Raw genomic sequence first — 22,375 nt, forward strand, 5'->3', positions numbered from 1 at the left:
CATCAAATCAGACATTGTTACGACATCACCAAGGACTTTCGCGATAAAAGAATCAATGATATCGACAGAGGTTAGATCAATGACGACACCTGTCGCTCCACTTTTATGAATTTTATTTAATAAATCCTCTTGAAATTGAATAGCGGTTTGATCATCTAAATCAATTTGTATGGAAATAAGTAAATAATTATGGAGCTTTAAAATTGGGATACGCATATCATCACTCCTTTTCTAATGATTCAATGATTTCTTGCACTTCCTTACTTTGATCTTTCTCTTTAATGATTGATCTTCCCGTTAATGCTAACGCTGTTTCAAAACCCTTTCTTAACGAAGACTTAGTAGGGAATTTACCAAGATCAATCCCTAAGTTGACAATCGTTTGAGCAATTTCAGGACGAATACCAACTAATATACAAGTCGAACCAATGAGTCGGACAGCTTCTGCAGCTTGAATAATATGGTGGGCAACCATTGTATCAACGACAGGTACGCCGGTAATATCAATTAATACGACTTCGGAATTATGTTTAATCACGCCCTCTAATAAATTCTCCATAATTAATTTAGCTCGCTCGGTGTCAATCGTTCCAATTAATGGCATAATTGTTATATTGCGCATCACCGGAATAAGCGGTGCAGATAATTCTTGTAGCGCCACACGCTGAAGGGAGACTGTATGTTCCCAGCTCCCTGAATATTCATTGACTAACTTATTTATAATGGGATCAACCCAACTATCAACTCTATCCAAGATGATCGAGAAAAAATCCGTATCAATCTTCTCGCTTTGCGCAAGTATAAAATCGATGACAACACGACGAAAAGTTTGTAAACCATCCGTCAAATAAGATAACGGCCAGCCTAAATTAACAAGCCTTTCAGAAAAATCTTCTAAATCTTTCGTTAACCCTTGCTCATCTAAACTATTAAAAATAACATTGACAAATTCCCTATTCGTACTTTGAAACAATTCCTCTGAGATCGTTGACGTATAATCATTCTTTCGTTTCTCAGAAACAATCTCTAACCAGTTCTTAATAATCACATCACTATTTTCCATAATTATTTTATTAACACGTTTCGGCAAAATAATGACCACCTTTTTCATTTTTTTTCGATATGAATGTCTTTAATTAAATACAAATTTCGTTATGTATACCTCTTAATTTATCATTTTAAACAACAAATTACTACTCTGATCCCCTCGAGATCATCTAAATCATCTAACCTATATGCAAATACAACAAAAGCACTTGTCTAAGCAATTGACAAGCGCTTCTTATAATTAATGTTACATTTTCAAATATTTGCTAAGCCTAGGCTAATCTCTAAGGCTTTGTCAATTTTGTCCATCATTTGAACATCTAGTTGGGTGATTTTATCTGTCAACCGTTGCTTATCAATCGTTCGAATCTGTTCCAGTAAAATAACTGAATCTCTCTCAAACCCATATTTTTCTGCCTTTATTTCAACATGCGTTGGTAATTTCGCCTTTTGAATTTGGGCAGTAATAGCAGCAACGATAACAGTTGGACTAAAGCGGTTGCCAATATTATTTTGAATAACCAATACCGGCCGAACCCCTCCTTGTTCTGAGCCAACAACTGGAGAAAGATCAGCGAAATAAACTTCGCCTCTTTTAACGATCAAAGCATCACACCCCGCTCACTAAGCGCTCTAGGGTAATTTCTGCCTCCTCTTCAGCTAAAAAAGATTCTGAAGCGATATTTAAATTAATCTTGGCCATTTCCATATAACCTCTTTGCATGGATTCACGGATATGTTGCTCTTTTCTCTCTTGCACGTAAGATTCTGTTGCTTGAATAATGATATCATTTAAGTTACTTTCTTCTTCTTTCATGAGACCATCCACCTCATTTAATAGGTTTTCTGGTAAACGCACAACAATTTCTTGCATGTTAGCTGACAAACCTTACACCTCCACCACAATTACAGCCCATTATTTTCGTCCCTTTTATCATATCATTGTCAAACCCACTTGCAAAGGCATATTTACTAGTTTTCTGAATTATTTTAAGAATAGTTAAATATTGTTAAATAAAGCAAACTTACTTTTTCCTACGCTAGAAATTTTATTTAATTTTTAGTTATAATATCGAGGTAATCTTGACGTGAACAAGCAACTCACCTCATAATTGATTGTTCCCAAGTGCTCGGCCACTTCTTCCAGACTTATTTGTTCGTTTCCTTGTTTACCAATAAACGTGACTTCCGTACCAATAGGATATGCACGATCTAGTTTAACCATACATTGGTCCATACAAACACGCCCGACCAAAGGCATTCTTTTACCATCCACCAACACGTCTAATCCTTGCCATTTACGTTGAATCCCATCAGCATAACCGATCGGTAAAGTTCCAATCCATTCTTTCCCCTTTGTGCGATAAGTAACACCATAACTGACACCCTCTCCAGGATCAAGTTGCTTAACATGTGTTAACTGCGTCTGTAATGTTAGAGCTGGATAGAGCACGAACGGAGGGGTTTTTTTCATGTACATCGAAGGGTAAAGACCGTACATACCAATACCAAAACGCACGGCATCAAACATGTCAGCACTATGACGCATCCCAGCTGCACTATTACCGGTATGTATAACGAGCTCCTCAGGATAATGTAGCTTTAGCAATGCTAACTGCTTTTCGAAACGCTGGTTTTGTAATTGATAGTAATCCAACTCTTGCTCATCAGCTGTAGCAAAATGCGTAAACACGCCTGTAACATGAATCGCTTGACGATCAATTTTTTCAATAAACGTGACGAGTTCCTTAGCGGTACGAATGCCCAATCGCCCCATACCAGTGTCTAATTTGATGTGGACCGATAAAGGTTTCTGTAAGTTTTGATCATAATAAGCTTCCAACCAACTCGTTTGAAAGATTGTTAATGTAATATCATAAGCGACAGCGACTGAAGCATGGGTAGGTGAGACCCATCCCATTACAAGAATAGGCACATTGATGCCTGCTTTTCTTAATTTTACCGCTTCTTCTAAAAGAGCAACGGCTAAACACGTTGCCCCTGCCTCTATAGCTGCTTGAGCAACTTGAACATCTCCATGTCCATAACCGTTAGCTTTGACTACAGCAATGATCTCTGTACGATTAGCTAATTGTTGTCTTAATTGCTTGATATTATTTTTTATAGCCGATAAATCAATCGAAAGCCATGATTGACGATAAACGGATGGCTCCATCATCTCTTCCCCCAACATCATCTTATTGTAAATCGTGTTATTCATTCATTATCGTCTGTTCAATCCAACGTGTCAACAGAAGGCAAACTACTTCGTTCACGACTTCTAACCTTCGTTTTTAAGTATGCCGCGATCAATGTTAGACAGCGTGCACCCATTGTTACATAATTTATCACAGATAACCGTCCGTAAATTGTCCATCTTAAGGAAAACCATTTATGTGGTTGCTAACGGCGGCTAATGTTCGTTTTATTTTAGCGATTGTTGATCGCAAATGGCAGTTTGTAATCCTAGACAAAAATAAAAGCAGATCCATAATGGTCTCTGCTTTCAGTTTAATCATCACTTTTCCATTTGCGTGTCCATTGATTGAGCGACTTCGATCATTTCACTTTGGGTTAATTGCTCACTCGCAAGATAAAAATCAACACCTTGTTCTGACCACATCAAAGATTGATCAGTCACTGCACCAATAGTATTTCCAATATGAACTGGCGCACCTGATGACACTTCTGGTTCACGAACTGCTACCATCGCCGTTGTGGTTACTTCTTGAACAATCGTAAAGTCTTTCTCGCCTTGATAAGATAAAACCACTCGACGACCTTCTTCTAAATCAAATTCTGCCGTATCGACAAGCTCACTTCCATGTAAAATGTTTGGATAACGAATAGAAAAGTCTGCTTTTTCAATTTGACCTTCCAGAGCACTTACAGGAAGACTGAATAAGCTACTCGTCAAATTTGCATCTACTTCAAAGAAGTCCGCTTCAAATTCCACCCCTAATTCAAACGGTTCAAATGTAACTTCTACAACAACATTGTGGTCACCATCATAAATTTTCACTAAATAAGGTGTTAATGTTTTTTGATCAAAATATATTTCTTGTGTAGGCAATGCTTGATTGTGTTGATAGTTCGTTTGTGTTTTAAATACATAATATTGATCTGTTACCGTGAATTCTGCTTGATTATCATTAAGGACATCTGATACAAGCGAATGATACAAATACGGTTGACTCGTATTCGATGGCCAATCACTTTGGAATCTGAAACTCTTATCTAAAGCTGGTGTTAAAACAAAAACACCATCATCATTTTTTAAGATAATTTGACTACCTTCTTCATCTTCTTGATTATGCATGAGGACGCGATAATAATCGCCCGCTTGATAAGCCAAATCAATTTCATAGTGTTGGGTTGTCTCGCCTGTTAACATCTCCATCGTTGCCTTTGTTTGATAGCTTGTTAACTCATTAATCGTTTTCTCCATATCTGCTGTTACTTTCTCTTGTGAAGCTTCACCACAACCCGATATAATGAAGATTGATAGAAGGATAAGTCCCATCCTGATCACTCTGTTCATCATTTCAGCTCCTTTAACTCTAGTCAGAGAAAAAGGGAATGAATGAACCGCTTTTTAAGCTAAACATGTACGAAATGCTTGAGGAAGATAATCAATAATATCCGTCGCCAACAAATCCATGGTAGAATGGCGCTCATTAATAGCTATGTCTGCGGCAAGCCCGTGTATATAACAAGCATTGGCTAAGCCATTTAAAAGAGATTGCTTTTGCATCAATTGTGCTAAAATAATACCGGCAAGACAATCTCCACTACCTCCTTTAGCTAAACCCGGATTACCTGAAGTATTAATGATTTGACACCCAAAAGGATCAGTTATAATGGTATATGGTCCTTTAAGTACTAAATACACTTGATATCTTTTTGAAAATTTTTCAGCGATTTGAAAGGGATCTGCTTTAACATCCTCTATGGTTTGATTAAGTAACATAGCCATCTCACCTGGATGAGGCGTCAAAATGGTTGGTGAAGATCGTTTTTTTAAATCATCTAGTAAATCTTTTACAAAGTATAACCCATCTGCATCAATAATTAGCGGTTTATTGGTTTTTACCATAGCTTGTATAAGCTGTGACGTCTGTTCAGAACGCCCCATTCCCATCCCAATAACCAATGCATCAAATCTATCTGCTAAACCTTGAACGTCAGTTTCAGATACGTCGTTTTCTACAGGACATTGTTCAAAGGTAGCCTCCGTTAAGTCATTGGCTATAATAGGCAAAGCTTCTTTAGAGGTCGCAACAGTAACTAATCCTGAACCCCCACGAAGGGCTGCCTTTGCGGTTAAGCGAACCGAACCAGGCATCTCTTTAGAACCCCCAATAACCAAGCCTTTCCCATAACTGCCTTTGTGTCCATGCTTTGCTCGTTTTGGTAACGTTTTGTTCACCTTATCCAACGTCCAAACTTGTTTGGAGCTAGCCGTGATTAGTGCTTTAGGTATGCCGATCTCCACCACTTTCCAGGCGCCATAATAGCCTGCATACTTCTCGATAAACGCGCTCGGTTTAGGTGCTTCAATGCAAATCGTCACATCTGCTTGTACAGCAAATGGATCAAAAGCATCGGATTGAGCAGGCACACCACTAGGTAAATCAATAGCAACAACCTTGGCTTCTCCTTGATTGATTTGATTAATTAGCTTTCGATATGGATCTGTTAGCGGGCCTTTGAAGCCAATGCCTAACATTGCATCAACTACAAGATCCGCCTCATCAATAATCGCTTGGTAAGCTTGTTGATCATCTACAATATGGATCGGACAATCAAAACAAAGCAATCGATCTTTATGCTTAGCAGCATCACCTTTTATTCGATCATTAGCTACAGTTTGGACAACATCAACATGATAACCACAATTAAGTAGTGTTCGCGCGACTACGAAGCCATCTCCACCATTATTTCCACTACCCACTAATACAACGATCTTCATCTCTAGAAATAGCTGGTCAAACAATTGATTAACAATAGCTCGTCCAGCATTTTCCATTAAAAGCTCTCCAGGTATTCGATAATCCTCCACAGCTTTTCGATCAATTTCGTACATTTCCTCTGCGGTTACACTATTCATTTTGGTCCCTCCTACCCGCACTACACTATATGAGTTTGTCCGTTTAATTATGCCGACCGACTTCGTTTATCACAGATAACCGTCCGTAAAACGCCCACGGATTGAAGGGGCGTTTTATGTTTCTAAAATAACCTGAGCAACTGCATAGGCTTGACTGTGTGAAATCGATATATGACTCTTGAAATGATGCGGTTGTTTAAAAAGAATTTTGGGTTGACCATTAACTTCAGGTAAAATACTAAGATCGTGAAAACGCACTTTACCAATCCCTGTGCCATATGCTTTTACAAAAGCTTCTTTACCTGCAAAACGTCCTGCCAAAAACTCACATTGCTGCGATCGTGTAAGCTTTTGCTTGTATATGAGTTGCTCATCTAATGTCAATATTTTCTCAACAATTCGCGGATTACGCTCTATCAATGCGCGCATCCGTTCAAGCTCAATTATATCAATACCTGTACCGACTATCATCATATCACCTTTTTTCATTCCATCCTTTTCTACAGTATAATATAGACGGATTGATAATGATATGATTTGTCAAAACAGACCGCTTTAAAGTATGATTCTAATTAAAGATATGAATAAGGAGATTAGATATGTTCTTTCGTAACGAGTCATTTAAAGATTTTATTCGCTTTTATCCAGTCGTCTCATTTATAGTTGGACTGCAAATGATGATTTGGCTATTGATGTTCTTTCATACGACACTTGGAAATACCATTTATGTATGGGGAGTTGGTTCGAATATTTTAGTTGGGTTAGGTCAATATTGGCGTCTCGTTACACCGATATTTTTACATGACCCTTTTGGTTTTACGCATGTACTGTTTAATTCTTTTTCTTTAGTCATTTTTGGTCCTGTACTTGAACAAATGCTTGGTAAATTTAAGTTTATTTCGGTTTATTTGTTTACTGGGATCATGGGAAATGTCTTCACTTACCTTGTCAATACAGACAGCCATATCCAGCACCTTGGTGCGTCTGGTGCCGTATATGGGTTACTCGGACTTTTCATTTATATGAGTTTTTTCCGTCAAGATTTAATTGACCCTGCCAGTAAGCAAATTATTATCATTTTTAGTTTGATTGGTTTAGTTATGACTTTTCTTAGGCCAGGGATTAATGAAGCCGCCCATTTGTTTGGCTTTATCGGTGGATTTGCACTTGGCCCGATCGTCTTAAATCGTGTGCGAACGTTCTCACCTTGGCACAATCGCAGACGTGTTATTAAAGATAGTAGTATGCAGTTTGACCCTAACCGCTGGAAAAAAAGACGGTTTCGAGTTAACCCTAATGTTAGTGCTTTGATTTGGTGGATTATCGTGATCTTAGCCGTGTTAGGTGTGTTAAGTGGATTAATATTATAGCCGCTATCGTGTCTAATTTTGAAAGTGATCACAAGTAAAAAACAAAAGAATCAATGTTTTTGTCAGTTTCGCATGCAAAAAGACCATTTCTTCAAAGTTAACGCTGTTAACTTCTGTTGAAATGGTCTTTTTATATTTTATCACTATTAATTATCGCTTATGAGTTTGAACCACGCTTATTTTGGAATTTACGATTACGTCCTTGTGGTTTACCTTTTCTTGAGAATTGACGCTTTTGATCGCCTTTTCCACGATAATTCTTACGGTTATCGTTTTTATTTTTTGAACGCTTGACACTAACGGGTTGAACCGAAGAGAGTGTTACCGGTGTATGACGACGTTCCTTAGTCATCAATTTAAGCGCCGCTGCTATGATCGTTACGGAATCATGTTCTTCTAATAATTCACTAGCGGTCTCACGGTACTCCTCCAACTGCGCTTTTTCAATCGTACGCGTTAGCTTTTCTACTGTTATTTGTTGTTGTCCACGACGTGCTTCATCATAACTTGGTGCTTGCATACGTTTCATTTTACTCTTTGTTACCTTCTCAATAAGGTGTAAATGTGACATTTCTCTAGGTGTAATAAATGAAATGGCAACACCTGTCCGGCCAGCACGACCCGTCCGACCAATTCGATGCACATAGCTTTCTGGATCTTGAGGAATATCAAAGTTATAAACATGTGACACACCTGAAATATCCAAACCACGTGCAGCAACATCTGTTGCTACTAAGATTTCGATTCTGCTACTTTTAAATTTATTTAATACACTCATCCGTTTACCTTGAGTTAAATCACCATGGATACCTTCTGCCCGAAAGCCACGTGCTTGCAAGCCTTCTGTTAGTTCATCAACACGCTTTTTCGTTCTACCAAAGATGATAGCTAACTCAGGGACATGAATATCTAATAAATTGGTTAGTGAATCAAACTTTTGCTTTTCATGTACCTCGATAAAGTTTTGATCAATGTTTGAAACCGTCATTTCTTTTGCTTTTACTTTAACTTCTTCTGGCGTACGCATTAAAGTTGCTGCAATATTACGGATTTCTTTTGGCATGGTTGCTGAGAACAACAATGTTTGGCGCTCTTCCGGAATAGCTTTTAAAATATCGCGAATATCATCAATAAAACCCATATTTAACATTTCATCTGCCTCATCCAAAACAGCCGTATGGACTTGACTGATGTTAATCGTTTTACGACGGATATGATCAAGTAAACGTCCTGGTGTCGCAACAACGATATGAGGACCTTCTTTCAATGCGCGAATTTGGCGATCCATATGTTGTCCACCGTAGACAGGTAACGTACGGACACCCTTAAATTTGGCAAGACGATGAAGCTCCTCTGATACTTGAATCGCCAATTCACGTGTCGGTGCAACAACTAAACCTTGTATTTTGCGTTGGTTTTTATCAATTTTCTCGATCATTGGAATTCCAAATGCAGCCGTCTTCCCTGTACCTGTTTGCGCTTGACCAATAACGTCTTTTCCGTTTAACCCCAACGGAATGGTTTGTTCTTGAATCGGGGTTGCTTCTTCAAATCCCATTTTCTGTAATGCTTTCATGATTGGTTCTGAAATACCTAGTGATTGAAATGTTGTCAATTTCTATTCAAACTCCTTTTTCTGTTAAATCTCATCGTGCACGCGCCGACACGTTAATTATTTGACCTATACTTTAGTAGATAAAGTTCAACATTTTGACTTGATGTAAAACTTCATTTTCTTAACTTATAATCAATAAAAGAATTGGCTATTTTGCAACATAGGCGTTTTTTTCCGTCCGTTTCATTATCAAACGTCCTAACTATTGATAGCTCAATTCAAACACCTATTGTTTAACGATATTGCCTATTGCATTCTTTATTCACCAAAGTTCATATGGAAAATTAGTCAACTCTAAAGCAATTAACTAATTAAAACCGCCCCGAACTCTAGCTACTATTAACGTGAAAAAAGCCTTCCTCCACACATATGGAAGAGGCTTACTTACGAGCATTCAATGGATTATTATATCTTAACACACTATTGCAATTTATTCTAGCGCTGTGTTTAATCCTCCTTAACGGGAGTTAAAATACCTTTACAAAATTAAAATGCATTCATCCATTAATCAGGATCATTACTATAAAAATCAGCTCTATGGGTTTTAAAATTAACTGTCGATAGCAACGTAACGCTGTTTAATTCATTGTCATCTCTTCCTATTTAATTTATTGGCGCATCTTTGTTATTATCTTGCCTTCTTACTTGCAAAAATATACTTAAATCATTACTATTAAAGACAGATATTTAATTCATAATGAATCGATACGATGTAAATCATTTTAGAAATTCTACATATTTAAAAAGAATAGGTGACAAAATGACTATACAAATCATAACAGACAGTGGCGCCGATCTATCAAAATCAATGCAGGAAAAATGGCAAATTAAAGTAACCCCTTTATTTGTTCATTTTGGTGATCAACAATACCGATCAGAGCAACTATCTACTGCTGCTTTTTTAGAAAAACTCGAAGAAAGCAAGCGCTTCCCAAGCTCATCAGCACCTGGACCTCATGAATATTACCAGGCCTTTAAAGAAATACCAGCAGATCAATCAATTATCCATTTTAGTATATCAGCCGGTGTAAGTAGTGCTTATCATCATGCCGAAATGGGTAAAAATATGCTGTTAGAAGAAGAGCCTGACCGAGAAATTGCTATTATTAATACCAAATCAGCATCCACGGGCATGATTCTATTAATAAATGAAGCGATAAAAAAGATAAACGAGGGCCTATCTTTTACTAATATTATTACCCATATCGAACAACGAATTAAACATTTGCATACTATATTTGTTTTGAAAACTTTAGATAACTTAATCCGTGGTGGACGTTTAGATAAAGTTAAAGGTGCTGTTGCTAAAACTTTGAATGTTAAGCTGATTTTACATGCAAGTTCTGAAGGAAAGATAGAAGTACTAGAAAAAGTGCGTGGCCATAAAAAAGCAACCAGACGATTTATTGAAACCATCGGCGCACATATTTCAGATACATCACGCAACAATTTGGTGTTAACACATTGCCATGCTCAAGAACGATTAGATGAATTTATAACAACAATAGAACAAGACTATTCATTTGAGAACATACTTACTGCAGAAACAGGTCCGGTTATATCTGCCCATGCGGGTCAAGGTGCTATCGTTATGTCTTTTTTTAGTGATCAACCACGCAAATGATAAAACAAACCTGCAATCAGTGAACGGTAGGCTACAGGACGTAGATCTTGCAGACGTGGGCCTACAGGATGTAGGTTATGCAGACGTTGCCACAGGACGTGGCGATCTTAGTCTGTAATCCTTCTTAAAGACGTGGCGGTTTTAGTCTACGATCTTACCCTCCCACTGGTTGCAGGTTCGTTGAGTGAATCAGGACATGAGCGTCCGTTATCACCCGCCTATATAGATTGATTTAAAAGGCGGATCTGTTATTTTCCACCTCACAAACTTCACGCATTAAATAGCTAAAGACAGCATTAATAACAATATCCTTATCATCACCTAAACAGATTAAATGTTTTGAATCCGCATAATAAATCACGTCAATGTCAACGGGAATTTCCTTATTTAAATAATGTGTTGTTTTATAAGGAACAACGCCGTCTTGTATCCCCTGTAAAACAAGAACAGGGCAGTTTATCTCTTGAAGTGAATCCCGCGTCGCACGCATACATTTTAAAAACTCAACATAAGCTCGAGGTGGAATCGCACCTCTTTTATGCTTAAATTGTTGATAAGTAAAATTATCTTCAATTTCTCCCGTAACACGATCTTTTATCACTTGACTCGCTTCCACTGTCATTTTAATTAAACTTAGATATTTCCTAGATGGCGATAACATGACCAAACGATCGACTTGATACTTTGCAGCTAGATAACCAGCAATCATCCCACCCATCGAAAAACCAATCACAAAGATTTTAGTTGCCTTTTTAGCCAGTTCTTGATAGGCTTGTTCAGCTGCATCTAACCAATCACTATAAGTAACAGTGTTTAATTGCAGATTCATACCATGACCTGGTAGCGTTGGCACACTTAACAACCAATCCGTTTGTTCACTTAAATAATTAGTTAATGGCTCGATCTCGTGAGGGCCACCAGTAAATCCATGTATACATAAACATCCAATAATAGCGCTCACCCTTTCTTAGCTCTTCGTATGATTTTCGTTTGCCCATCTTATATACAATGAACCTTCAATCAGTGGGCGAAGGGCTACAAGACGTAGGTCATGCAGACGTGGCTCTACGAGCTTACCCACCCACTGATTGCTAGTTAAGTGCATCAGGACATTAGCGTCCGTTATTAACCACCTCAATTGATTTGCTCTACTCTCTATTTTAAGAGGGGGGGTTTACGGACGGTTATCTGTGCTAAAACATGAATGTATAACAATAGTCTTGCCATTTGATGACAAGACTATGTCTTTATTTTACCCCTTTAAAAAATGAACCAATACCTTTAACAATCGGTGTGAATTGTTGATAAGTATTAGCTACTTGGCCAGCTGTGTTCAATACTTTATCAAAATCTAATTGTCCTTCATTATTTTGAAAATATCCCATAACCCCCTTATTCGGTTGTGGTTGTGGCTGTTCCATCGCCGCACCTTGATGTGGAATCGGCCAATTACCATGTGCATGATAAGGTGTATTTAAGAACGGTGGAAATGATTGCTGATTGCCTGATATTTGGGGCGGAAACCCCTTCGGTTGAACAGGTTGTGGATAGTTATAGTATGGCACACGATAACTTGGCGGATACTCTGAACGTCTTGATCGCATTAGAAAACACCCCTATTCAATAATCTGAGCTAAAATAGTATATGCGATTTGCGATTTAATCGTTCATGTTCTATTTGCATTGATAAATTAATTGTTCAATTTTTCTCTTTTGAAAACCTAGTACCTTTTTATCGTTAATGATGATAGCAGGTGTCGCATATATGTTTAGTCGTTGAAGTTCCTTTAAATAAGCTTTATTCTCACTTATATTTTTCTTTTCAAAATTAACCGCCATTTCTTCTAACAAACGAATAACTTTGTCTGATTCTTTACATTGGTTACTGACATAAACGACAATATGTTCTACTGACATAACAATTGCACCCCTCTCTACCTATGATGACTGACCATGCTGCAAAATCGCACTTTAAAAGCGACAACCATTCTCCTAGGTTGAAATACCCATTAAAACTATTACTCATATACCCCTCACATTGACGGCTAAACATGATTTCGGATTAATATTTCATACTACCAGCATTTATGGGGCAAGATGCTTTCATTTAATCGATTCTACTTTCATTGACTTATTATACAAGTGCCCCTTATTTATTAAGGAACGACATTAATCCTTAAAGTGCAGGTCAGTTAGACGATGTCACACGACGTGACGGGTTTAGTTTAATCTTCTACTAAGTAAAGCAAAGATCGCTTGTTTAGTTCGCGCTGGGACGGCGGTTGCTCGCCTCACTGAAAAGATTTGTTTCCACAGGAACCACGCATATTTCAGATGCTAAATGACGTGTCCTAGAAAGATAAACAACCGAACTATAATGATTAAGCACCCATTATAGTTCGGTTATTATATTGACTCAACTTTCGCACACTGAAAATAGTCATTCAACCTTCTCATACGTTTAGAACGTTATTTCGTTCCGAAAAGCAATGGATTCGCTTTTCGCGGGAATGGTTTCAGCTAACTTTAGCAGCTAAGAGCGCTTCTAAAGTGGATCTTCAGCTCATCCTATTCTCGCAGAAGTCTCACTCATTGCTTATCTCCACTAAGACTGGGGATACTTCATGCGATCGCGGATTCATGTGATTTCCTAAGTAAGCCCAACCGCACGAAATTACTGATTTCAACGTCTACCTGTTATTTTAGTGATTCAGCGTAAGTTCCTAGTTTTTTCAGCAAATGAATAGCTTCTTTTTTTTCATCTTCAGTTAAACCATCCGTGATCTGCTCAATTTGTTTCCAATGATCAGGAAAAATCTCATTCAATAATTGTTTACCTTGATCTGTTATCGATGCATAAGTAATTCTTCGATCATTAGAACATTGGACACGCTTAATGTATTGTTTCTTTTCTAATTTATCAACAACGTATGTAATACTACCACTTGCTAATAAAATCTTATCCCCAATCTTTTGCAAAGGCTGAGCTCCAGAATGGAACAATAACTCTAATACGCCAAAATCAGTCGTATTTAAGCCCTTTTTACGAATATCAGCGGCTACTTGGTCAGCAACTGACCGATACGCTTTTGACAATACAACAAATAATTTTAATGATGGGTCTTGCTTTCGTTCCTCATAATGTTCTCTTTCTTGATCCATATAAACTCCGCTCCTACTTCACGATATAATTATAGTAAGTATAACGTATTACTCCATAAATGATAATTAATATGCTAATGATGGGAAACTGTGTCGAATAAGCAATGCCAAAAAATAATAACACAAGTCGTAAAAATGAGGAAAGAGAGAATTGAACTAAAGGTTGAACATACCGCTTAACCCGATAGGTCAATAACTCCAAACAGAAATAATAACCCGATAGACTATAGGCAACTATTCTAGTCGTTAAGGTTAACCACGACATTTCCAAATAAACAGCCAAACCTGTGATTAACAGCATGAAAGGTATCAAACCTAGCATTAGCCAACGTAAATAAGCTTGTTTCCAGGCATCCATTTGCCAGGGTAGGCAATTTAACATATTTTCACTGAAAATAACTTGAAAAAAACTCGCACCTATTTGACTGTACAAATAAAGAAAAATAGCTACCATCCAGCCGTATAGGTTAAATGATTGTATTCCTAACATAATCACAATAAATAGAATAGAAAATAACGCTTGAAACACATGCTCCTTCTCTCTACTAAACATGAAAAAGATTAATCGATGGTAGATTTGTAATCGTTTTTTATGATTAAAAGGTTTTCGCCATTTGCTACTGCGAATAACCTGGTCATAAAGCCCCTTTCGCTTAGGGGATTCAATTTTAACTTTTGAGGCAAAATTCACCAGTGGATTACTCCATAACAAGCGATCATTTGTATCGATGATCGTTGACCAGTTCGTTTGTTTAAAAATATGATGATAACCTTTTATATTAATGAAAATTAATATAAACATCGTTATACACAGCATAATCAAGGACAGATCAATCCAGAAAAATAATAAATTCAATCCGAAAACAATAATAGTCATGGTTTGACTGATCAAAAATTTTAGCAACCAGTGCATTTGAAACATCAGCCATTGTGGAATAATCATCAAACATTCTATAGTAAATAGACCAATAGTTAAGGTAAGAATGATCCCGTTAGAAAGTGTTGATACGATATAGAGCACGAGCGTTATGATCAACCAAACGAGTACTAATTTCTTCACCTTATTAAACACTTGAAACCACCATAATTTTTTTCGATCATAGGGGAGTGTGGATAACAACCATTCAGCACTCGTAAACATAATACCCGGTCTTGTGAAACTTAGTGATAGTGGTCGTAAAATACCAAACAACAGGAAACCCGCGTATCCCGACTCTATTAGTGTTTCTATATATTCAAATACATAATCATATGGTGCTAACATATCTCTAACAGCAAGCATGAGTAAAAAACCAAAGATAATCACATAAATCATATACGTGCGATCAAACAGTGTTAAAAATACCATTTGATTTAAATAGCGCTTTTTCTTAGCTTGGTTCTTTTTAATGTAGCGATATATGGAATAAGTTGAAGGTTTGGTCATGATTCTTCAAACCTCCGCTTTAAATAAGAAAAGTCTTCCATCTTCCCTTGATCAATGATCTCACCTTGCTGAAGCATAATATAGTGATCTGTTAAATCGGTTAAACGATCTAATTGATGTGTCGTTAACAATACCATTGCGTCTTCTTCTTGTACTTTGCGTTTAAGTTCTTTCATTAAAAAATCTGATGCATATATATCCAATCCCATAAATGGTTCATCTACCAGAATCAGCTTCACTTTAGGTAATAGCGCACAAATGGTTTGCACCTTTTGTCTCATTCCTTTTGATAAGGATTCAGGGTAATCATCTCGTTTATCACTAATCTCTAATGCTTGGGTGTAATAGTCAATTAAACGCTCTGCATCCTCCGTATCAATCTGATAGCTCTCTGCATAAAGCTGAAAATGTTGTTGAACTGTCAATTCTGATAGCAAAAAAGGTTCTTCCGGTATATAAGAAAGGTTGGATTTAAATGCTAAGCCATCATCAACCTGATTGACACCTGCTAATTGAATAGACCCTTGATCGATTGGCACCAGTCCTAGGATCGCCTTCATAATCGTTGATTTCCCTGCACCATTGTGGCCAATTAGTGCCGTGATGCCTCCAGACTCCAAAGAAAAGCGAACCTGATTAAGAATCGTGTTTTTCCTAATTGAAACTGTGACATGATCAAATTCAAAAGTAGCCATCGTTTCACTCCTCACCTTTTAATAATTTCTCATAATAATGTAGCTCATTCAGGTCTCGCGGGTCTTGTCTAGCTTCAACAAATTGATAACCATGACGCTGAAATAAGCGTTGAGCAAAGTGATTATGTGCAAATGTATCTGTGTTTAAATGCCTTCCTAATGATTTTGCTAAATTTTCAGCGAATTGAAAAAATTGATCAGCTACACCTTTGCCCCGATAACTGGGCGAAACAGCTAATCGCTTTATAGTCAAAGCTGGTTGTTGGCTTGACCAATTAATTAACGGATATTCTTGATGACCCCTTTTGCTTATCGTACAAACACCATGTATAACACCTTCTTCTTCAAAAACATAAAGCTCATCACGACTTAGATCCCTTTGATAATCTTCAGCAGTAGGATACGCTTCATCCCACTGCTGACTACCTTGCGCATGCATGACTTCCACAACTAATTTAACGATTGACATGATATTTTCAATATCTTTTGGGTTCGCTTTTCTTATCAAACTATCACATCCATTCAAACCATTATTTTATTACTTCTTTATATTCCAGCCGCCCAAGTAAATAGGCGATCGCAAGCCCTAACGAGAAAGCACCTACACTCAAGATCAGCTCAAAACGCGTTATCGGCCAGCCAGGGAAAATTACCACAATAGAACCGATGACTAAACCAATAACCGTTGCATAGGTGGCGTGTGTATAATGCGTTAAGAAGTATTTGATAATCTTACTCATCGTTAAGATACCAAGTCCAATCCCTAATGCTACAGCGATTAAAATATCAATATGAAGTTCATTAACTGCATGGATCACGGTGCCATAGGTTCCAATGATTAACAAGATCAATGAACCACTAATACCAGGGAGAATCATGGCTGTACTCGCCAAGAATCCTGATGAAAACATATAAAAATAAGTGGTGATATCCACCTCAGTCATTACAAACGCTTCATCTCCGTGTAAAAAATTTAGAGAAGCGGCGAGGATAGTTGCCACAAGTAAAAGCAAATAATGAGCTAGCTTAAAATTAACTTTTGCTTCCGATTTTCTAAACAAATAAGGAAGAATCCCTAAAATCAAACCAAGAAAAACAAATTGGGTTGGTTTGGGATAATGGTCAAATAACCATTCAATTGCACGTGCCAATAATAAAATTGCACCAACAACACCGATCCCAAGTGGGATTAAAAATCCTAAATGCTTTCTCCAATCTTTAGTGAACAGTCCATTAATTGATACAATCAATTGATCATAAATGCCCAATACCAGTGCAATTGTTCCCCCACTAACACCAGGAACAACATCACTTGCCCCCATCATCATACCGCGATATATATTTCTCCACTCCATTTATTGTTCTCCTTTTGACTATAATTAAATTTAAACCTGCTATGTATTATATCAAAACATGATTCAAGCGCCTACACTTTATACTTTAAATCATGTGGGATTCATAACCCTACTTCCTTATTGCTAAAGAAATGCGTATAATATTAAAGTGAAACTTCTTCATAAAACGAACCTTCAAATAGTCGGCGTTCTCGTTCTTCGCCCACTAATGATTATTGAGAGAATCAGGACATTCGTCCGTTATCACCCACCTCAATTGATTTGCTCTACTCTCTATATTTGAGGTAGGTGGTTTACGGACGGTTTCTTACACTTAGAACACACGTATGTTTACTGTCTGTACACATAATCAAGCAATTACCCTTAAAGAGGAGGAGTATTAATGATTCACAATCAATTAATGCGTGCCATTTCATACGCAGCCGCCAAACATGATGGCCAACGGCGTAAAGTTGATCATACACCTTATATCGCCCATCCCTATCGTGTTGCCATGCTTTTAAAAGAGCATGAATGCGAGGTAAACATTGTTATCGCAGGACTTCTACACGATATTGTTGAAGACACAGGAGCCACATTTACAGAGATCGAAAATCTTTTTGGTGAAGAAATAACTGAACTTGTTCGCTATGTGACAGAAGAAGATAAACAATTAGAGTGGGAAGAACGAAAGCAAAACAGCATCAATAAAATTGAACAAGCACCCTTCCATGTAAAATTAATAATTTGTGCAGATAAAATTGATAATCTTCAATCCATGCTAGATAATGAAATGCTTTACGGTCAATCAATGTGGCAAGCTTTTGATCGTGGCAAAGCCTATCAACAATGGTATTATCAAAGTATGTACAACAGCGTTATATCAAACCTATCGTCAGAAACACACCACCCATTGATCATTATGTTTAAGCAATTATTGGATCAGTTTTTAGAAAGCCTTCAACAAAAGAGCTAAACCATCTTCACTAACAAATGCACATGATTAAAACCATAGTAACCAAAAAGCGACAATAGAGATATCCTTTGTTAATCGGATGTCTCGTTTACTGTAAATCAAAAGATACCTCCCCATGCCCTTATTAAAATAACCTTATCCGTGATTTCTGCAACAAAGGGGATTGAATGTTTTTATTTACCCCCTATCTCCACCCTTCCCTCATAACAAAAGATCATAAACGAACCTTCAATCAGTGGGAGGTGTCCTTCGTCCATTGATGGTTAGCTGAGTGAATCAGGACATGAGCGTCCGTTACGGCCGATTAATAAATTTTCCTTTACTTTCTATTTTGTCTGATCGGCGATTTACGAACGATTATTATGTGGTAAAAAACGAATGATAGCTAATTTAGACAGCTATCATTTTTTACATACGAAATTTATTTATTTTTTCATCTAATTTCCACACGACAAATGGACATGTTTACCAATTAAATACAGAGTATCTTTTAGAATTTGCGACCATAATCGATTATTCATTGGTATTTTTCAGCTGTGTATATTAGAGGCGAAAATTTGAAAACAAATCATTTATATTCGTTTTTTTTCTGATTTGTAAGCAACAAATTTTCCCCGTATCATTATATACGTACATCTCGTAACCTTAAAAATTTAAGGTTTTAAAAACGGAATTGGTGGTAAAGAAGAAAAAGAACTACCAAATAGAGAAGACAAAATATTTGTTTTCCAATTAAATTAGGAGGGTTTTTTCTTGAAAACTTTAGTAAAAACTTTACTATTTGCTGCATTTGTTCTGGTTTTAGCGGCATGTGGAAATGGTAATGGAGATAATGGTGAAACAACAGAAGGTGGCGAAGGCCGATTAGAAGAACTTCAAGAAGCAGGTACTGTCACAATCGGTTTCTCTAATGAAGCTCCTTACGCCTATGAAGAAGACGGCGAATTAAAAGGTGCAGCTGTTGACATTGCAACTGCTGTCTTTAACGAATTAGGTATTGACAATGTAGAAGGTCAATTAGCTGAATGGGGACAATTAATTCCTGGTGTGCAAGCTGGACAATTTGATGCCATTACAGCTGGTATGGCTATTACACCTGATCGTGCTGAAAATGCATTATTCGGTGAGCCTGAAATGGTGTATGGTGAAGGTCTTGTAGTTGAAGCTGGCAATCCTCAGAACATCTACAGTTTTGAAGATATCGCTAATAACCCAGACATTACCGTCATTGTCATGGAAGGTTCTACTGCTTATGATTTCCTGCTTGAATCAGGAGTAAGTGAAGATCAAATTGATACCGCGTCTGACATACCGGCAACATTTGCGGCTGTTCAAGCTGGTCGTGCCGATGCTACAACAGGTACTGAAATGACGATGCGGATGGCATTTGAGTCTGCTGATACGGAAGACTTAGAGATTGTCGAAGACTTTCAACAACCCGAAGATATTGAAGGTGTACCTAGCTATGGTGCGGCAGCATTCAGCTTAGAAAATGAAGAGCTTCGCGATGCTTATAATGAAGCATTAGCAGATTTAAAAGCAGATGGAACGGTTCAAGAATTACTAGAGGCTAATGGGTTCCATCCAGAAACAAACTTCCCACCTGAGGAAGTAACTGCAGAAAGTGTTATCAGTGGAGAAGATTACTAGAAAATTTAATTCGTGAACAATTTTATAAAAACTTAATGAAGACTCCATAGGGTCCGGTTCCCACAAACCTAGGGGACTGGACCATCTTTTTCTGTCTTCATAACACTAATAAAGATAAAAGGAGTGAACAAATTTGAATCCTATAACAGATATTGCACCGCAACTATTCCGCGGTTTTGGTACAACAGTGACAATTTTAATTGCCTCAGCTATTTTTTCTTATATAATGGCATTTATCGCTGGCCTCTGTCGTCTTTCAAAAAATACTTTTCTTCGTAAGTTTACTGGTTTATACATTGAAATATTTCGCGGAACTTCTCTAATCGTGCAACTGTTCTGGCTATATTATGCAATTCCAATTTTATTCGATATCGACCTTCCGTCTAACTGGATCATTGGCGTTATTGCAATCGGATTAAATTATGGTGCTTACTTATCTGAGGTTGTGAGAGGCTCAATTTTATCAATAGCTCCCGGGCAATCAGAGGCGGCAACAGCATTAAATATGTCAAGCTTCCAACGCATGCGTTTTGTTATTTTTCCACAAGCTATTCGGATGATGATGCCTGAATTTGGGAATTATACCATTCAAATGCTCAAAGGGACGGCACTCGTATCACTAATTGGATTGCGTGATGTTTTTTATTATGGAGATATTATGCGCAGTACAAACTTAGCTCATGCCCCCCTCATTTATGTAGTTGTGCTTATCTTTTATTTCATTCTTGCATTACCTTTAATTTTCCTTACTAGAAAAGCTGAAAGTATCGCTAAGAAAGGGGTGGCAAATTAATGAACGGAAATTATTGGAGTTGGGAGCGTTTTTCAGAAGCCTTTCCTTACGTATTAGAAGGTTTAACAACAACGGTAGGTGTTACAATTTCAACCTTTATTTTTGCGATGATATTTGGCTTTGTTTGGCTATTTTTACGACGCATACCTTTGCGTCCAGTAAATTGGACGGTCACTTGGATTATGGAATTTATTCGCTCTACACCACCTATCATTCAATTGTTTTTTTTGTATAATGCTTGGCCAGTTGTTCCATACGTTGGCGTTACACTTAGTCCATTTGCTTGTGCTGTTATCGGTCTTGGCGTCCATTTTAGTACTTACATTGGTGAGATTTATCGTTCCGGAATTGAGAGTGTCGGAAAAGGACAATGGGAGGCTTCAACCGCTTTAAACTTATCACTGTCAGATAAGTGGCGTCACATTATATTGCCTCAAGCAATTCCACCAACCATTCCAATGCTCGGTAATTATTTTATTATTTTGTTTAAAGAGGTTCCGATTACTGCGACAATCAGTGTTCAAGGTATTTTATATATGGCAAACACCTTTGGTTCACAAAACTGGGCTTACATCGAAGCCCTTACGATCGTTGGGTTAATCCTATTGGTATTAAGCTATCCCTCAGCTGTATTGATCCGAAAGCTAGAGGTGAAGATGAACACACGCTTTGATAAAAATGCAGAAATTAAAGAAATTAATAAAGGAGTGACGTCATAATGGCAGAACCGATTGTACGTTATCAGGATGTTCATAAATCATTTGGTGATGTTGAAGTTTTAAAAGGGATTGATTTAGATATATTTCCAGCAGAGAAAGTGGCCATTATTGGACCTAGTGGCTCAGGTAAAACAACGATCATCCGTATGTTAATGACGTTAGAAGAGCCAACGTCTGGTGACATTATCGTTGATGGTACAAACCTTTGGAAGATGGAGAAAAACGGTAGAATGACAGAAGCTAACGAAAAACATTTGCGTTCAGTACGAGGAGATATCGGGATGGTGTTTCAGCATTTCAATCTGTTTCCACATATGACCATTCTAGAAAACTGTATGACTGCTCCCATCCGTGTCAAGGGTGAGGATAAACAAGAGGTTGAACAACGCTCAATTGAAATGCTTGAACGCGTTGGGTTAGGTGACAAGATTCATAATTACCCGAGTCAGTTATCGGGTGGTCAAAAGCAACGTGTAGCTATGGCACGTGCACTTGTAATGCGCCCAAAAATCATGTTATTTGATGAAGTCACGTCAGCGCTCGATCCAGAACTTGTCGGCGAAGTGCTTGAAGTCATTCGTGACATTGCTAAAAATGATGATATGGCAATGGTCCTTGTTACACACGAAATGGATTTCGCATTAGATATCGCAGACAAAGTATTGTTTCTAGACGAAGGTGTCATCGCCGAACAAGGATCTGCATCAGACGTGATTGAACACTCTCAAAACGAACGCTTACAAGAATTTTTAAGTCGCTTTAGAGGCTAAGCAGACTAGGCTAAATTTAGCAATAGCAAGTACAGTACTTTCGTTTATCTGTTATGCACAGTTAAGTATATTTTTTGTACATCT

24 protein-coding genes are annotated in these 22,375 nt (G+C 37.5%); 7 read left to right on the plus strand and 17 right to left on the minus strand.

Going from position 1 to position 22,375, the window contains the following annotated elements; translation table 11 throughout:
* The 8 genes from JOE23_RS15590 to acpS form a co-directional block, all read right to left on the minus strand.
* A partial coding sequence (locus tag JOE23_RS15590) for an STAS domain-containing protein (RefSeq protein WP_204439863.1) occupies window positions 1-216 on the minus strand: 216 nt, incomplete at its 3' end.
* Window positions 217-220: 4 nt separating this feature from the next.
* Window positions 221-1,090 carry an RsbT co-antagonist protein RsbRA gene (locus JOE23_RS15595; protein WP_204439865.1) on the minus strand — a complete coding sequence of 290 codons (870 nt, stop codon included), beginning with the start codon at window positions 1,088-1,090 and terminating at the stop codon, window positions 221-223.
* 212 nt (window positions 1,091-1,302) lie between these two features.
* Complete coding sequence (locus tag JOE23_RS15600) at window positions 1,303-1,653, minus strand: type II toxin-antitoxin system PemK/MazF family toxin (RefSeq protein ID WP_204439867.1); 351 nt, start codon at window positions 1,651-1,653, stop codon at window positions 1,303-1,305.
* Window positions 1,654-1,657: 4 nt separating this feature from the next.
* A complete protein-coding gene (locus JOE23_RS15605; protein ID WP_033193738.1) occupies window positions 1,658-1,921 on the minus strand; it encodes a CopG family ribbon-helix-helix protein in 264 nt (87 codons plus the stop codon).
* Window positions 1,922-2,107: 186 nt separating this feature from the next.
* Window positions 2,108-3,223 carry an alanine racemase gene (alr, locus tag JOE23_RS15610; RefSeq protein ID WP_204439869.1) on the minus strand — a complete coding sequence of 372 codons (1,116 nt, stop codon included), beginning with the start codon at window positions 3,221-3,223 and terminating at the stop codon, window positions 2,108-2,110.
* A gap of 342 nt (window positions 3,224-3,565) precedes the next feature.
* Window positions 3,566-4,588 (minus strand): LolA family protein, encoded by a 1,023-nt coding sequence (locus JOE23_RS15615; protein WP_204439871.1) that lies wholly within the window; start codon window positions 4,586-4,588, stop codon window positions 3,566-3,568.
* A gap of 54 nt (window positions 4,589-4,642) precedes the next feature.
* Window positions 4,643-6,157 carry an NAD(P)H-hydrate dehydratase gene (locus JOE23_RS15620; RefSeq protein WP_204439873.1) on the minus strand — a complete coding sequence of 505 codons (1,515 nt, stop codon included), beginning with the start codon at window positions 6,155-6,157 and terminating at the stop codon, window positions 4,643-4,645.
* A gap of 114 nt (window positions 6,158-6,271) precedes the next feature.
* The gene (gene acpS / locus JOE23_RS15625; protein WP_338021930.1) at window positions 6,272-6,646 is read right to left on the minus strand and encodes a holo-ACP synthase; all 375 of its coding nucleotides are present in this window, start codon (window positions 6,644-6,646) and stop codon (window positions 6,272-6,274) included.
* Window positions 6,647-6,756: 110 nt separating this feature from the next.
* Here acpS and JOE23_RS15630 point away from each other — a divergent pair, with 110 nt between their 5' ends.
* The gene (locus JOE23_RS15630; protein ID WP_204439876.1) at window positions 6,757-7,527 is read left to right on the plus strand and encodes a rhomboid family intramembrane serine protease; all 771 of its coding nucleotides are present in this window, start codon (window positions 6,757-6,759) and stop codon (window positions 7,525-7,527) included.
* Window positions 7,528-7,684: 157 nt separating this feature from the next.
* On the opposite strand, the gene cshA is transcribed toward JOE23_RS15630, so the two are convergent.
* Window positions 7,685-9,142: a degradosome RNA helicase CshA gene (gene cshA, locus JOE23_RS15635; protein ID WP_204439878.1), complete on the minus strand. Its 1,458-nt coding sequence runs from the start codon at window positions 9,140-9,142 to the stop codon at window positions 7,685-7,687.
* A 760-nt stretch (window positions 9,143-9,902) separates the two neighbouring features.
* Here cshA and JOE23_RS15640 point away from each other — a divergent pair.
* Complete coding sequence (locus JOE23_RS15640) at window positions 9,903-10,766, plus strand: DegV family protein (RefSeq protein ID WP_204439880.1); 864 nt, start codon at window positions 9,903-9,905, stop codon at window positions 10,764-10,766.
* A 232-nt stretch (window positions 10,767-10,998) separates the two neighbouring features.
* Here the strand turns inward: JOE23_RS15640 and JOE23_RS15645 are convergent, their stop codons facing one another.
* The 8 genes from JOE23_RS15645 to JOE23_RS15680 all read right to left on the minus strand — a co-directional run bounded on the left by JOE23_RS15645 (window position 10,999) and on the right by JOE23_RS15680 (window position 17,404).
* Window positions 10,999-11,727: an alpha/beta hydrolase gene (locus JOE23_RS15645; protein ID WP_338021931.1), complete on the minus strand. Its 729-nt coding sequence runs from the start codon at window positions 11,725-11,727 to the stop codon at window positions 10,999-11,001.
* A gap of 286 nt (window positions 11,728-12,013) precedes the next feature.
* A complete protein-coding gene (locus tag JOE23_RS15650; protein ID WP_204439882.1) occupies window positions 12,014-12,370 on the minus strand; it encodes a YppG family protein in 357 nt (118 codons plus the stop codon).
* A gap of 70 nt (window positions 12,371-12,440) precedes the next feature.
* Window positions 12,441-12,683, minus strand: coding sequence for a glutaredoxin family protein (locus tag JOE23_RS15655; protein WP_204439885.1), 243 nt, complete (start codon window positions 12,681-12,683; stop codon window positions 12,441-12,443).
* Window positions 12,684-13,463: 780 nt separating this feature from the next.
* Window positions 13,464-13,928, minus strand: a complete 465-nt coding sequence (locus JOE23_RS15660) for a MarR family winged helix-turn-helix transcriptional regulator (RefSeq protein ID WP_204439887.1) — start codon at window positions 13,926-13,928, stop codon at window positions 13,464-13,466.
* A gap of 13 nt (window positions 13,929-13,941) precedes the next feature.
* Window positions 13,942-15,354 carry a hypothetical protein gene (locus JOE23_RS15665; protein WP_204439889.1) on the minus strand — a complete coding sequence of 471 codons (1,413 nt, stop codon included), beginning with the start codon at window positions 15,352-15,354 and terminating at the stop codon, window positions 13,942-13,944.
* Window positions 15,351-16,049, minus strand: a complete 699-nt coding sequence (locus JOE23_RS15670) for an ABC transporter ATP-binding protein (RefSeq protein WP_204439891.1) — start codon at window positions 16,047-16,049, stop codon at window positions 15,351-15,353. Before JOE23_RS15670 ends, JOE23_RS15665 begins: the two co-directional genes overlap by 4 nt.
* Before the next feature lie 4 nt (window positions 16,050-16,053).
* Entirely contained in the window at window positions 16,054-16,557 is a 504-nt protein-coding gene (locus JOE23_RS15675) for a GNAT family N-acetyltransferase (protein ID WP_204439893.1), read from the minus strand.
* A 22-nt stretch (window positions 16,558-16,579) separates the two neighbouring features.
* Window positions 16,580-17,404 carry a DUF368 domain-containing protein gene (locus JOE23_RS15680; RefSeq protein ID WP_204439895.1) on the minus strand — a complete coding sequence of 275 codons (825 nt, stop codon included), beginning with the start codon at window positions 17,402-17,404 and terminating at the stop codon, window positions 16,580-16,582.
* Between the two features lie 382 nt (window positions 17,405-17,786).
* Between JOE23_RS15680 and JOE23_RS15685 the strand changes: the two genes are divergently transcribed.
* From JOE23_RS15685 to ehuA, 5 genes are all read left to right on the plus strand, one after another.
* On the plus strand, window positions 17,787-18,359 hold the full coding sequence (locus tag JOE23_RS15685) for an HD domain-containing protein (protein WP_204439897.1): 573 nt from the start codon (window positions 17,787-17,789) through the stop codon (window positions 18,357-18,359).
* 753 nt (window positions 18,360-19,112) lie between these two features.
* Window positions 19,113-20,009, plus strand: a complete 897-nt coding sequence (gene ehuB / locus JOE23_RS15690; protein ID WP_204439899.1) for an ectoine/hydroxyectoine ABC transporter substrate-binding protein EhuB — start codon at window positions 19,113-19,115, stop codon at window positions 20,007-20,009.
* Between the two features lie 133 nt (window positions 20,010-20,142).
* Window positions 20,143-20,802, plus strand: coding sequence for an amino acid ABC transporter permease (locus tag JOE23_RS15695; RefSeq protein ID WP_204439901.1), 660 nt, complete (start codon window positions 20,143-20,145; stop codon window positions 20,800-20,802).
* Window positions 20,802-21,521, plus strand: coding sequence for an ectoine/hydroxyectoine ABC transporter permease subunit EhuD (gene ehuD / locus JOE23_RS15700; RefSeq protein WP_204439903.1), 720 nt, complete (start codon window positions 20,802-20,804; stop codon window positions 21,519-21,521). Before JOE23_RS15695 ends, ehuD begins: the two co-directional genes overlap by 1 nt.
* Window positions 21,521-22,291: an ectoine/hydroxyectoine ABC transporter ATP-binding protein EhuA gene (gene ehuA / locus JOE23_RS15705; RefSeq protein WP_239585465.1), complete on the plus strand. Its 771-nt coding sequence runs from the start codon at window positions 21,521-21,523 to the stop codon at window positions 22,289-22,291. Before ehuD ends, ehuA begins: the two co-directional genes overlap by 1 nt.
* The last annotated feature ends 84 nt before the right edge of the window (window positions 22,292-22,375 follow it).

Origin of the sequence: Amphibacillus cookii, from assembly GCF_016908375.1 — a bacterium.
In the GTDB taxonomy this organism is placed as follows: Bacteria; Bacillota; Bacilli; order Bacillales; family Amphibacillaceae; genus Amphibacillus_C; species Amphibacillus_C cookii.

Bases quoted from the DNA above. Each gene is read 5' to 3' on its own strand.
- JOE23_RS15650 (WP_204439882.1), bottom strand. From the start codon at position 12,370: ATGCGATCAAGACGTTCAGAGTATCCGCCAAGTTATCGTGTGCCATAC.
- JOE23_RS15665 (WP_204439889.1), bottom strand. From the start codon at position 15,354: ATGACCAAACCTTCAACTTATTCCATATATCGCTACATTAAAAAGAAC.
- alr (WP_204439869.1), bottom strand. From the start codon at position 3,223: ATGGAGCCATCCGTTTATCGTCAATCATGGCTTTCGATTGATTTATCG.
- ehuD (WP_204439903.1), top strand. From the start codon at position 20,802: ATGAACGGAAATTATTGGAGTTGGGAGCGTTTTTCAGAAGCCTTTCCT.
- acpS (WP_338021930.1), bottom strand. From the start codon at position 6,646: ATGAAAAAAGGTGATATGATGATAGTCGGTACAGGTATTGATATAATT.
- JOE23_RS15640 (WP_204439880.1), top strand. From the start codon at position 9,903: ATGACTATACAAATCATAACAGACAGTGGCGCCGATCTATCAAAATCA.
- JOE23_RS15685 (WP_204439897.1), top strand. From the start codon at position 17,787: ATGATTCACAATCAATTAATGCGTGCCATTTCATACGCAGCCGCCAAA.
- JOE23_RS15620 (WP_204439873.1), bottom strand. From the start codon at position 6,157: ATGAATAGTGTAACCGCAGAGGAAATGTACGAAATTGATCGAAAAGCT.
- JOE23_RS15680 (WP_204439895.1), bottom strand. From the start codon at position 17,404: ATGGAGTGGAGAAATATATATCGCGGTATGATGATGGGGGCAAGTGAT.
- JOE23_RS15660 (WP_204439887.1), bottom strand. From the start codon at position 13,928: ATGGATCAAGAAAGAGAACATTATGAGGAACGAAAGCAAGACCCATCA.
- JOE23_RS15615 (WP_204439871.1), bottom strand. From the start codon at position 4,588: ATGAACAGAGTGATCAGGATGGGACTTATCCTTCTATCAATCTTCATT.
- JOE23_RS15630 (WP_204439876.1), top strand. From the start codon at position 6,757: ATGTTCTTTCGTAACGAGTCATTTAAAGATTTTATTCGCTTTTATCCA.
- ehuA (WP_239585465.1), top strand. From the start codon at position 21,521: ATGGCAGAACCGATTGTACGTTATCAGGATGTTCATAAATCATTTGGT.
- JOE23_RS15605 (WP_033193738.1), bottom strand. From the start codon at position 1,921: ATGCAAGAAATTGTTGTGCGTTTACCAGAAAACCTATTAAATGAGGTG.
- JOE23_RS15655 (WP_204439885.1), bottom strand. From the start codon at position 12,683: ATGTCAGTAGAACATATTGTCGTTTATGTCAGTAACCAATGTAAAGAA.
- JOE23_RS15670 (WP_204439891.1), bottom strand. From the start codon at position 16,049: ATGGCTACTTTTGAATTTGATCATGTCACAGTTTCAATTAGGAAAAAC.